The sequence below is a fragment of the Achromobacter animicus genome (assembly GCF_902859585.1).
GTDB classification, from domain to species: domain Bacteria; phylum Pseudomonadota; class Gammaproteobacteria; order Burkholderiales; family Burkholderiaceae_B; genus Achromobacter; species Achromobacter animicus.
Window position 1 is genome coordinate 522,192 of sequence record NZ_CADIJM010000001.1, and the last position, 12,638, is coordinate 534,829.

Genomic DNA, 12,638 nt, shown 5'->3' on the forward strand with positions numbered 1-12,638 from the left:
ACCGGCCATGCGAAAGCCCGATACCCCGTTTGCCCGGATCACCCGTACCTCTCGCTGGCTGAATTTCGCCCTCTTCGGCATCCTGCCCTTTGCCCTGGTCCTGGTCGGCGCGCTTTATTGGGGACTGAACCGCATCGTCGAGCAAGAGAGCGATCGTCTGAAGCTCGACTTCTCCATCCTGGTCGGCTACATCCAGGCCCAGGAGCAATTCCTGGGAAAGCTCCGCGCCCACAGCCCCTCGCTGCCCGCCGAAAACCTCTCGACAGAGCTCACCCTGCAGGCGACCGACGTGCCAGAGCGTTTCGGCATGCAGCTCTTTGAAGGTCAACATTCCTACGCGGAAATGGCTTTCTCGCTGGCGTGCGAGCAGGCCTCTGACTGCCCCACCGCAGGTCGCCGCCTTGCGAATCTGGGCGAGTTCGTGGCGGACTTCTATTCAAGCTACTGGGCGGCGTCCTACTATCCCGCCTCCACGATCTTCCTGGTCAACCAATCGGACAGCATCAGCATGAGCGTGCCCGCCGTCGGCGCCGTGTCGGGGTACGAGCGCCTGAGTCCCGCCGCTTTCCTGACAGTCACCGACGCCATCAGAACGGAGTTGCGCCGCCTGCAGACGGTCCGCCAACGCCTTATCGATCAAGACCTGCCCGGGCATCGCGACCCTCCCAGATCCGGACGCGTCCATTGGTTCAGGTTGGAAGCGCTTTCCGGCAGCATGCTGGGCCTGCTGTACGCCGACATGCCGCAATCTGTCTGGTCCACGGCACGGGATGGAACGTCTGCCGTCTACGCGGCCACGCAATTCAATCATCAGCGGATCAACATCTTCGAAAAGACCCTGCGCAAGCCGTTGCATGGCGGGTTCTGGCTGACGCACCGCAGCGAGGGGCTGCTTCTCGGAGAACCGCCCGGACCGACCGGGACCAAGGACGGCCTGGAATACACGGCGGAAGGGATCGTGCTGCGTATCACGGACCCGTCGGGAGTTTGGACTGGCACTTATCGCGTCAGTTATGGCGCCTTCTTCCAGGACAACCTTTGGCTGCCCGCCATCGCGGGTCTGCTGATTCTGCTCAGCCTTGGGACCGGCATCATGTCTTCGCGATGGTACAGCCGCCACGTCATCGCCCCGGCCTCGAATGCGCAACGCGACATCGTCGAAAAGGAAGAATTCAGCCGGACATTGATCGAGACGGCACCCGTGGCGCTGTGTGTATTGGCGCGGCCCGGCGGTGAAGTCGTATTCGGCAACAGCCTGGCGCTTCAATGGCTGGGCGCGGAGGCCGGCCGGGAGCTGGACAACTCGCCGCAGACCAACCTGTTCCTGAGGCAGGTGCTCGGCGCAGCCGGTCCGGGCACGATCGCCAGTTTTCAGGCCACGGATGGACGTCCGTTGTACGTGGCCTATGCACCTACCCGCTACAACCACCAGGACGTGGTGTTGTGCGCCTTCTCGGACATCAGCGCCCGCGCGGTCGTTGAGCAGGCCCTGACGGAGGCCAAGCGCGAGGCAGACAGGGCCAACGAAGCAAAATCGACCTTCCTGGCCACGATGAGCCACGAGATCCGAACTCCTCTCTACGGGGTGCTGGGCACGCTGCAACTCATGAGCCTCACCACCTTGGACGCCGAACAGCGTCAGCACCTGGAGCGCATGCAAAGCTCGTCGGCGATCCTGCTGCAGCTCATCAGCGACGTTCTGGACATCACCAAGATCGAAGCCGGGCAACTCGCGCTGGAGTTTTCGGAGTTCAACCCTCGCGAACTGGTCGAAGAATGCACCAACGCCTACGCGGCGATGGCCGAACAGAAGGGGCTGCTGCTCTTTTGCTGCGTGGACGTCGCCGTGCCCGAATGGATGACGGGCGACCCCGTGCGTATCCACCAGATCCTCAGCAACCTGCTCAGCAACGCCATCAAGTTCAGCGACTCCGGGCATGTGATCGTCCGGCTGACAGTGGCGCAAGTGCTGGCTGACCGCACGCATCTAAGGCTGCAGGTGGTCGACACGGGGATCGGCATCCCCAAGGAAGGACAGGCGCAGCTTTTTGTGCCGTTCTATCAGATCGACAGCGGCTCGCATACCGTGCGCGGGGCCGGCATCGGATTATCCATCTGCGCGCGCCTGGCCGGACTGATGGGCACCAGCATCAATGTCACCAGCGAACTCGGGCTGGGCAGCAGCTTTTCATTGGATTTGCCGCTACAAGTGGCAGCCGGCCAGCCATTCAGCCCGCCCGACTTGAGCGGCCTGACCGTATACGTTCGAAGCCCGCATCACGAACTGTCCGAAAACATCAGCCAGTGGCTTAAACGCTGGGGCGCCAAGGCAGTTCCCGCGCCCGCTCCCCTGCCCGCCGGCACGCCAGACGACATCCTTGTCGATGTCCTGAATCCGGGCAGCGGCAACCTGCACGACTGGGCCGGCCACCACGTGCTGGCCAGCGCAAGCGCCAAGCCACCCACCGCGCGCACCGTCCGGGTCATTGCCAGCATCGAACACATTGCCGCCGGCATCCTGGCCGCGGTTCGCGGAGAACATACCGTGGACCCCGAATCCGACATCAGCGCTTTAGCCCCGCTTGGCCTGTCGATCCTCGTCGCCGAGGACAATCCGATCAATCAGGCGACGCTGCAGCATCAACTCGAACAACTCGGCTGCGAGGTCACCCTGGCGTCCGACGGCGCGGAAGCGCTGATGTTGTGGGGGCTTACGCGTTACGACGTGGTCCTGACCGACGTGAACATGCCGCGCATGAATGGCTATGAACTCGTGAAGGCATTGCGGGCCCAGGGCGCCACCGTTCCCGTCATTGGCGTCACCGCCAACGCTATGCGCGAAGAAGAAGAGCGCTGTCTGGCGGCGGGCATGACCTCCTGGCTGGTCAAGCCCATCAACCTTTCCACATTGCGACGGCATCTTCAGGGAAGCCGCGCGCCATCAGCTGACACTGCGGACGCCGCGGCCCCGCCGCGCGCAACGCGCCAAGCCGAGCCCGCGCCGGCCGTGCCGGAAAAGTACCGCGCATTGTTCGTCGATACGATGGAAGCCGATATCGCACAGATGGTCCGGGCCCTCGAAACGAACGACCAACGCTTGTTGAGCCGCACGCTGCACCGGATGCGCGGCGCATTGAGCGTCATGCAAATGACCGCAATCACCGAACGCCTGGAAGCATTGGAGGAGCAGTTGCGCAGCGCCGGGCTGAATGCGGCTGCCCTGGCTGAAAGCCATGCGGTGGTCGAGCTGCTGCGCGATACGCTGGCCCAGGTCTAGCCTTCAAACTCGGGCGCCGAACAATCCGATATTGCGCCGAAGCCGACTCGCTTTCGAAGCTTGTCTATGTATTGAGTGGGTATCGGGCGGTAGATTCAGCGGCTTTCTCAATAGCCCTGGCCGCCTGCTTCGCGCGTTTTCTGCCTGCAGCCCAACCGTTTCTCCTCGCCTTTTCAGTGGAGTTTGAACATAAAATGGTCACCGACGGACGTACCGAAATTCCTGGCGCTCTCAGCCTGGCGGGGCCAGCCACGGACCGGCTTCCCCGTGCCGTGTCGCAGTCCGGACACCCGGGATTACCAGGCGCAGTCGAACATCAACGCGATGGCGGGATCATGATGAAGCTTTCGTCCGATCAGGATGTTCGGATCATCGTCGCCGACGACCATCCCATCATTTCCCTCGCGCTCGCGGATTCCCTGAACGATGTGCCCGGGTTTACGGTGGTGGCCACGGCTCGATCAGGCCTCGAACTCGTCACTGCCGTGCAGGACCATCCCTGCCATCTCATCGTCACCGACTTTTCAATGGCCGCCCGGTCCGCGGACGAAGACGGCTTGCGGCTGATTGAGCGGTTGCAGCGCCTGTTCCCGGAAATTCCCATCGTGGTCTTCACGATGTTGTCCAACAGCGGCATCCTGAACCAGCTTCGCCAGGTGGGCGTGGCGGGAATCGTCAGCAAGGAAGAGCCGATCGATGAGCTGGTGTCCATCTGTGTGCGCGCGCTGAGCGAAAGCGGGCCGATCCTGTCGCACAGCATCAGCCAGCGGCTCAGCCAGAACGACGTGACCATGGGACGTGCCGGCAAGGGAAAGGGGTTGTCGCCGAAAGAGCTGGAGGTGGTACGGATGTTTGCGCAGGGCCTATCCGTTACCGAGATCGCGCGGCGCCTTCATCGTTCAGTGGCAACCATCGGCACGCAAAAACAGTCGGCGATGCGCAAGCTGAACATCGAGACCAACGCCGAACTGCTCCGGTACGCGGATGAGCAAGGTTTTTCCTGAAGATTGAGAAGGCAGCGCCCCGGAAGATTCGGCTTTCGGGGCATCTTTTTCGGATCTTTCCCGGCACGCTGCTCGCATCGAAAAATACGAAATCGGGCGCGCATTCACCACCCGTAAGTCACGGTCCTTCAGCACGCGCCGCCACCACCGGATCCGCTTGCTGCGAAGGCTGCGCCGGCCTCGGCGATTCCTGGATTGCCAGCAAGCGGCTCGCCAAATCACCGAACTGGGCGTCTCGCGACTTCAATTGCGCCAACAGATCATTCACTTGCGCGGATGCCGTAGCCAGGCGCTGCGCCAGTTCGGATTCTCGCGCCTGACTGGCCTGTAGCGCATTGGCCGCGGCGACGGCTTCGGTTTGTTGCAGGCGCTGGTCGGCCAACCCCTGCGCCTGCAAGGCGGCCGCCTGTTGTTCCGACGCGCCAAGTTGCGCTTGGGACGCAGCGAGCGCTTCCCGAAGTTGATCTGCCTGCTGCTGGGCGGCGGAAAGCGATGCATCCAGGCGGGTTTGCAGGCGCTTTACGCTTCCTCGCTCCGCATCCAGTTCGTTGAGCCATCGCCGCTCGTGGGCAGCGTGACGCGCTTGCAACGCTGCAATGGCCTGTGCGTGGCGGTCGCGATCCTGTTCGGCGTCAGCCAATAGCGCCTTGTTGGCGCTGCGGGCGTCCTCCAGGCTGTCCTGCGAGGCGGCTAGCGCCTTGTCTCGCTGGCGCAATTGCGCTTCGGCCGCTTGCAGGCGGGCTTCGGTGGTTGCCAGTTGGGCCGTGGCGACTTTCAACGCTTCCTGCAGGTCGTGCTCGCGCTCAAGCAGTTGCGCTTCGCGCTGTTCCAGCTGCTCGGCTTGCGCCGCAAACCGTTCCCCTTCCCGTGCCAGCTCTTCCCAGCGCTCCTGATAAGCCTGGGCCTGTTCTGCCCTGGCCGCAGCCAGCGCCGCTTCCCAAAAATGCGTCGCCGCTTGTGCGATCGGATCCGGCACGGCAGGCGGTGCAGCGAAAGCGCCCGGATCCTGGATGCGCGCGCCGAGGGCACGAAACCAGGTTTCCAGATGCGGGCTAACTGTGTTGGGGGACCCCCGGCCGATCTTCTGCCGTACCCGCTCGATCGTGGGCCGGGCGCCTTCGAGCAACAGCGCGTCTGCCGCGGTCCAGACATCCGATTCGGTGATTCCAGTGGCCATGATGATGTTTTGTCGAGTTGGGCGGGGGAATTAGTCACGATAATGGAACCTTATCGCGAGTTATCTGCCGTTGATGTTGTATATCTTACATCGGACATATGATTTCGTACATTCTAGGCGAAAGATTTGCGTACATGCCGCTAGCGCGCAGGTCAGCAGGACGTCCGTGCTCTTCGAGACGATTGCGCCGCAAATATTCGGTGGAATTCGGTTAATCGCTGAGCAAATCACAAGACAGGCGCGGGCAGGAGGCTGCTGCCCCCTTCCCTCGCGACTTCGCAAAAGACCCAGTCGGCTGGCGCGCCGCGCCCGTCGCCAGAGTGTCGCCCGTTCGGTTCACCTCACCGCCCCAGATTTGTCCTCGCCAATTCGATTACCTCGTCACCCCTGCCGTTCATGATGGCCTTCAGCATGTACAGCCCCAACCCTTTGGCCTGTTCGAGCTTTATCTTGGGCGGGACGATCAGCTCTTGCGACGAGGTCAACACGTCGACCAGCACCGGGCCGGGATGGGCAAGCGCTTCCTGCAGCGCGGCATCCAGGAATTCGGACGATTCAACCCGGATGCCGCGTACGCCGACGGCTTCGGCCATGGCGGCGAAATTGGGGTTTTGCAGGTCGGTGCCGGTATCCAGGAACCCGGCCGCTTTCATTTCCATGGAGACGAAGCCCAACGAGCCGTTGTTGAAGACGACGATCTTCACGGGAAGCTGCAACTGCGACAGCGACAGAAAATCTCCCATCATCATCGTGAACCCACCATCGCCGGACATGGAAATCACCTGCCGGCCCGGCGCCGCTGCCTGCGCGCCGATCGCCTGGAGCATGGCATTGGCCATGGAGCCGTGGTTGAAGGAACCCAGCAAGCGTCGCTTGCCGTTCATGGTGAGATATCTTGCCGCCCATACGGTGGGCGAACCGACTTCCGCCGCAAAGATGGCGTCGTCATCGGCCAATTCGTTGATGCGCCGGGCCAGATACTGGGGATGCAGCGGCCGGCCGGCGGGCGCGGGAGCGGCCAGGTTGTCGAGCTCTTTGCGGGAGTCCCGGTAATGCCGGAGCGCGGCGTCGAGGAAGGCGCTGTCCTGGCGGTCGTCCAGTTGCTCGAGCAACGCGGCGATGGTCTCGCCCACGTCGCCAGCAATACCCAACGTCAGCGGCGCGCGCCGGCCCAGGGCGCTGGGATCGCGATCGACCTGCACGATCTTTGCGTGTTTGGGATAGAACGGGCGATACGGAAAGTCCGTGCCCAGCATCAGCAGCAGGTCGGCGTTCTCCATTGCGTGATAACCGGAAGAAAAGCCGATGAAGCCGGTCATACCGACGTCGCAAGGGTTGTCCCATTCGACGTGCTCTTTGCCGCGCAACGCATGGATGACAGGAGCCTTGAGCCGCTGGGCCAGCGCGACCACCGCATCGTGGCTGCCGGCGCAGCCGCTACCGGCCAGGATCGACACCTTCCCTGCCCCGTTCAGCAGCTGGGCCAGCTCCTTCACTGCCGCCGCGTCCGGGCGGATGTGAGGAGGCGCCGGAGGCTGCGGCCACGAGTCCGGCACGTCCGAAGGCGCTGCAGCGAGCGCCACGTCGCCAGGTATCACCAGGACGGACACGCCTTGCCTGCCGACCGCCGTATTGATGGCGCGGGCCAGTATTCCCGGAAGTTGCGCCGGGTTGGAGACAAGCTCGACGAAGTCGGAGCATTCCTTGAACAGGTCCTGCGGATGGGTTTCCTGGAAATATCCCAACCCGATCTCGGACGACGGAATGTGGGCGGCGATGGCCAGCACGGGGACGCGGCTGCGCTGGCAGTCGAACAGGCCGTTGATCAGGTGCAGATTCCCGGGTCCGCAACTGCCGGCGCATACCGCCAGCGTGCCGGTGATGGCAGCTTCTGCGCCGGCGGCGAAAGCCGCGGTCTCTTCGTGGCGGGTGTGCATCCACTCGATCCGGCCCATCCTGCGAAGGCTGTCGTTCAGTCCATTGAGACTGTCGCCTGTCACGCCCCAGATGCGGCGGACGCCAACTTCAGCAAGCACTTTGACAAGATAGTCTGCGACGGTTGCGGCCATGGATTGCTCCTTGAAGGAACGCCGCCGGGACACTTACCGCTACGGTTTGCCCTAGCGTCGGAAGTTGACTTGCGTGCGGGAAATCGTAGCACCGCGCCCGGCGCCATGCGCAACGGCCGGACGCCGGTAGCCGCACGCTCACCGGCTAACATGACGGGATTATTCGACTGTTTTATTACCAAAACCTAAGGGACGGCCAACTGCCGTGGGCGCGGAAACATGAATGATTTGCCTGGCATGGCCCCGGCGCTGACAGCCGCCTTGGCGCCGCTGGATCCGGACACGCTCGACAGCCACGCCGACGCCGCCGTGCGCGACCTGCTGCGCGAAGGCAGTTCGGCCAACACGGCATCAAGCTACCGCGCGGCGATCCGATACTGGTCGGCATGGTTCGGGTTGCGGTATGGCAAGGCCTTCGCCTTGCCGGTGTCCGAGGCCGCGGTCATTCAGTTCGTGGTGGACCACGCGCAACGGTCTTCCGATACCGGCCTGGAGTGGGAGCTGCCGCTGGCTCTGGACCGGGAACTGGTGCGGCTGAAGGCGAAAGGCAAGCTTGGCGCGCCGAGCCTGAACACGCTGCTGCAGCGCTTGTCCGTGCTGTCCAAGGCGCATGAGTTGCTGGGGCACCCGAACCCCTGTCGCGGCGCCGCTGTGCGAGAGCTGGTGTCCAAGACCCGCCGGGCCTATGCCCGCCGAGGCGTGGCGCCCGCCCGCAAAGAGGCGCTGACGCGCGAACCGCTTGAAGCCATGCTGGACACCTGCGACGACTCGTTGCGCGGTAAGCGGGACCGTGCGCTGCTGCTGTTCGCCTGGGCGAGCGGCGGCCGCCGCCGCTCGGAGGTGGTGCGCGCCACGATGGAAAACACCCGCCGCACGGGCGATGGCTATCTTTATACGATGGCGCATTCCAAAACCAACCAGACGGGCGCCGTCCGGGCGCAGGACCAGAAGCCGATCCTGGGCAAGGCTGCTGAGGCGCTGGCCGACTGGCTGGCAGCCAGCGGCGTTCAGCAAGGGCCGATCTTCAGGCGGGTCCGGCGCGGCGATGTCGTGGGCGAGCCGCTGGCGGCCGCGGCCGTGCGCGATATCGTGCTGGAACGCAGCCGGCTGGCAGGGCTGGACGGCGCGTTTTCTGCGCACAGCCTGCGCTCGGGGTTTGTGACAGAAGCCGGCCGGCGCAACGTGCCGCTGGGCGACACCATGGCGATGACCGGCCACGCCAGCGTGGCGACGGTGATGGGGTACTTCCGGGCCGGGGCGGCGGCGCAATCGCCCGCGGCGCGCCTGCTGGACGACCCGCCTGCCCCAGACCTACAGGATCCGCGCAACCTGCCGTAATGGAGGCAGTGACTCTACAATCACTGCGCTCCGGCCCTCGTCCCGACCGATATCCTTCGAATCAACGGTAAGCGCCCGGACCCCTGGCTCGTCCCCTGCCCGTTCCGATCCCATGCAAATCAATCTCCGCGGGCTTGTGCTTGCGCTCACCGTCTTCAGCGCCATCGCCGCCACGGCCAATGCCCTGTATGCAAGCTATCGCGTGCAGCGGGAGCAATTGATCGAGAACACGCTCGAATCGAACCGCGTCTATGCGACGAAGCTGGCCGAAGGCGCGGCCAGTTTTCTGCGATCGGCGCAGCAGCAGTTGGGATACAGCGCCCGGCACATGCCCGATTTGATGGCGTCCCCGGATCGCCTGGCTGCCGAAGTGATGCGCGTGCAGCAACAGACGGACAGCTTCAACTCGGTGGGCGTGGTGGGCGCGGACGGCACCATCCTGGCCACCACGGCGTCTTTCCGCAACTTTCTGGGCGTGCAGGTCGACAGCCCCGGCAGCCGCGCCGCCTTGAGCAAACGCCAGCCCATGATCAGCAAGCCGTACGTGTCCATCGCGGGCAATCTGCTGATCAATGTCACGCACCCGATCTTTTCGAACGACGGCGTCTACATGGGGTACGTCGGGGGCACAATCTACCTGCGTAATGAAAGCGCGTTGAACGAGCTGCTGGGCAAGCATCACTACCACGACGGATCGTATCTGTATGTGGTGGATGGCGATGGACAGCTTCTCTATCACACCGATCCCGCGCGCGTCGGCGAAATAGTCCTGACGAATCCGGTGGTCGCCTCGGTGATCAAGGGCAATACCGGCGCAATGCGCGTCATCAATACCAAGGGCGTCGACATGCTGGCCGGGTACGCGCCGGTACCCATCAGCGGCTGGGGCGTGGTGGCGCAGCGCCCCGCCCAGGTCACGCTGGAACCGATCCACGACCTGATCTGGGCGTTGCTGGGCTATGCCGCGCCGCTGGCGGTGGCCTTCCTGCTGGCCATCTGGTGGTGCGCCCGCATGATTTCGCTGCCGCTGTCGCAACTGGCCACGAACGTGGAGCATCAGGACGTATCCGTGGCGATGCAGCGCGTGCAGTCGGTGAAGGCCTGGTACTTCGAGGCCGAACGGCTCAAGCGCGCCGTGATGGCCAGCTTCACCAGCCTGCAGGACAAGATCGGCAAACTGAACCTGGCGAGCATCACGGACCCGCTGACCGGGCTGCGCAACCGACGCGGCACGCAGGACGCGGTGGACCAGATGCAGGCCGGCAGCACGCCGTTTTCGGTGGTGGCGCTGGATATCGATCACTTCAAGCGCATCAACGACACCTACGGCCACAACGTCGGCGACGAGGTGATTCGCGATATGGCGCAGATCATGCGTGAATGTTCGCGGCCGTCGGACGTGCTGTGCCGCAATGGCGGTGAGGAGTTCCTGATCCTGTTGCCCGGCGTGGCGGCGCGGGAGGCGGTGAATGTGGCCGAGCGGCTGCGGGCGCATATTGCAGAACGGCCATTGCACGGCGCCAACCGCGTGACGGTATCGGCGGGCGTGGCCCAGTGGCCGTCGACGGGGCCGGACGTGGATGAGACGTTCCGGGCGGCCGACGCGGCGTTGTATGTGGCCAAGCAGCAGGGGCGCAATCGCGTCGTCATGCACGAGGCGTGAAGCCCGGCAGGTGAATTCGCCGTGGCGGCGCCAAGCCGCAGCGGCTCGGAATCAGGATCCAGGTGCGGGTTCCAGCAAGAGGCCTGGGCAGATATGACACCGTGACTGGCCGGCGCAAGGTTTCGCAGAAAACCGCAATTAACCGCATTGCAGCGAAATATTCTTGCCCGCATAAATTGAAATCAGGCGGAATCTGCCAAAACCCCAATATCAGCAAGGGCAATTACAGTATTCTGCGCAGCTTCGACTTTGCCTGGACCTGCACGCCGAGATGTTGCGCCCCGCCGTCGCGCCAAAATCCCTGGAACGTCATTTCATCGCGCTGGCTGTAGGCGTTCTGTTGCTGGTGTCGGTGCTTGCCGGCATCCTGCTGTACCAGAACTGGCAGTCGTACGGCGCGGCGTCGCAGGCGCGGCAGACATTTGCCTCGGTGCGCGCGACGATCCGCGTCATGGAGCGAGCCTCCGCCGAACGAGGCCCCATGAACGCCGCGCTGGGATCTGCCCTGCCCGTGCCGCCGGAGGTCATGGCATCGCTGGCCGCGGCTCGGACACGCACGGACAGCTTGATCGAGGCGCTGCTGGCGCTGCATGCCGGCCCCGACGGCAAAGCCAAGCGCGGCGAGATCCAACGCATACGCCTGGCGCTAGCCGAAGCGCGCCAGGACGTCGACCGACTGATCGCCGCCCCGCGCGATCAGCGATCCGGCCAGATGCTGTGGGACGCGGTCAGCGCCATGGTGCGCATCATTCCGCAATGGCAGGCGAGCCTGGCCGCCAACGCGGGGCTGGTCATGCGCAGCGAAGCCAATGCGCCCAGCCTATTAACGCTGGCACTGCTGGCCAGCGAGCTGCGCGAACAGGCCGGCCTGCTCGGTTCCACCTACACGCCCGCTTTAAGCCAGCGCCGGCAGTTGACCGACGAGGAACAGTTCCGTATCGAACGCGTGCTCGGCAGGATCGACGAGTTGCACGCGCTGATCAGGGCTCGGATGGCGACACATCCGGATGTGCGGGCGAGCGAGGTGTATGCGCGGATGGAAGCGCGCTACTTTGGCGAAGGCCTGGCCTACCTTGACGATGTGCGCGAGCAGGCATCGCGGCAGTGGGACGAAGCCTCTGTCTCGACTGGCGATCTGGCCGCGGCGTATGTGCCGATGATGGGCGCCATCACCGAGTTCCGCGACGTGCTGCTGGACGAGATGGAACGTCACATCGACGCGCACCGCATGTCAGCGGCCCGATTGCTTGCCGTGACCCTGGCGGCGACCGCCCTGCTCGTGGCGGCGCTGGCCGTGGCGCTGGTGCAATTCCGCAAGCGCGTGATCCAGCCTTTTGCGCTGGCCACGCGCATCATCGGATCAATCGCCAGCGGGTCGACGCCGGCCAAGATTCCACCGGGCAAATACCATGGCGAAGTCGAGGAGGTCTTTAATGCGCTGCGCGTGTTGAAGGAAAACGCCGCGGCGCGCAAGCGCCTTGAGACGGAGCGCGACCGGCTGATTGCGGACTTGGCGCATACCGCCGAAACGGACTACCTGACTGGACTGTTGAACCGGCGCGCCTTCGAGAAGCGGTTTGAGGCGGCGTGCGCCCATTGGGACGAAAGCCAGCCGATGCTGGCCTTCATCCTGTTCGATATCGACCACTTCAAGACCATCAATGACACGTACGGCCATGCGAGCGGCGACCTGGCGCTCAAGGCCGTGGCCGATCTATGCCGCACAGTCTGGCGTCAGTCAGATGTGGTCGCGCGCGTGGGCGGAGAGGAATTTGCCGTGCTGTGCCGCACGCGCGGCGCGCAGCAGGCGCTGGAGATGGCGGAACGGATGCGTGCAAGCATCGGCGCAAGCACCGTCACGTCGGAAAGCGGCGCCACGTTTGGCCTGACGGCCAGCTTCGGCGTGGCATGCATTTCCTGGAGCCATGCGGAATCCGTCAGCGGCCTTTTCCGTGCCGCTGACGAACTCTTGTATCTGGCGAAATTGAACGGGCGCAATCAGGTCCAGCAACGCACCCTGGGATGACACCGTTTCTGGCGGCCCGGAAGTTTAGCGGCCCGGAAGCTAGACGGCCCAGAAGCTTGACGGCGGCTGGGCCGTCTAGCTTCT

Annotated in this window: 7 protein-coding genes; 5 read left to right on the forward strand and 2 right to left on the reverse strand. The window is 64.1% G+C overall.

What is annotated here, in order from left to right; genetic code table 11:
• Nucleotides 1–7: 7 nt before the first annotated feature.
• Together HV681_RS02405 and HV681_RS02410 are read left to right on the forward strand one after the other, a co-directional pair.
• Entirely contained in the window at nucleotides 8–3,277 is a 3,270-nt protein-coding gene (locus tag HV681_RS02405) for a hybrid sensor histidine kinase/response regulator (RefSeq protein ID WP_175121537.1), read from the forward strand.
• Between the two features lie 335 nt (nucleotides 3,278–3,612).
• The gene (locus HV681_RS02410; RefSeq protein WP_175121538.1) at nucleotides 3,613–4,281 is read left to right on the forward strand and encodes a response regulator; all 669 of its coding nucleotides are present in this window, start codon (nucleotides 3,613–3,615) and stop codon (nucleotides 4,279–4,281) included.
• A 118-nt stretch (nucleotides 4,282–4,399) separates the two neighbouring features.
• Here HV681_RS02410 and HV681_RS02415 read toward each other — a convergent pair whose 3' ends face one another.
• Together HV681_RS02415 and poxB are read right to left on the reverse strand one after the other, a co-directional pair.
• Nucleotides 4,400–5,458: a DNA-binding protein gene (locus HV681_RS02415; protein ID WP_175121539.1), complete on the reverse strand. Its 1,059-nt coding sequence runs from the start codon at nucleotides 5,456–5,458 to the stop codon at nucleotides 4,400–4,402.
• A 341-nt stretch (nucleotides 5,459–5,799) separates the two neighbouring features.
• Nucleotides 5,800–7,527: a ubiquinone-dependent pyruvate dehydrogenase gene (gene poxB, locus HV681_RS02420; protein ID WP_175121540.1), complete on the reverse strand. Its 1,728-nt coding sequence runs from the start codon at nucleotides 7,525–7,527 to the stop codon at nucleotides 5,800–5,802.
• A 219-nt stretch (nucleotides 7,528–7,746) separates the two neighbouring features.
• Between poxB and HV681_RS02425 the strand changes: the two genes are divergently transcribed.
• The 3 genes from HV681_RS02425 (at nucleotide 7,747) to HV681_RS02435 (ending at nucleotide 12,554) form a co-directional block, all read left to right on the forward strand.
• Nucleotides 7,747–8,865: a site-specific integrase gene (locus HV681_RS02425; RefSeq protein WP_437340373.1), complete on the forward strand. Its 1,119-nt coding sequence runs from the start codon at nucleotides 7,747–7,749 to the stop codon at nucleotides 8,863–8,865.
• A gap of 112 nt (nucleotides 8,866–8,977) precedes the next feature.
• Entirely contained in the window at nucleotides 8,978–10,528 is a 1,551-nt protein-coding gene (locus HV681_RS02430) for a sensor domain-containing diguanylate cyclase (protein ID WP_175121541.1), read from the forward strand.
• A gap of 271 nt (nucleotides 10,529–10,799) precedes the next feature.
• Nucleotides 10,800–12,554: a GGDEF domain-containing protein gene (locus tag HV681_RS02435; RefSeq protein WP_175121542.1), complete on the forward strand. Its 1,755-nt coding sequence runs from the start codon at nucleotides 10,800–10,802 to the stop codon at nucleotides 12,552–12,554.
• Nucleotides 12,555–12,638 lie beyond the last annotated feature (84 nt).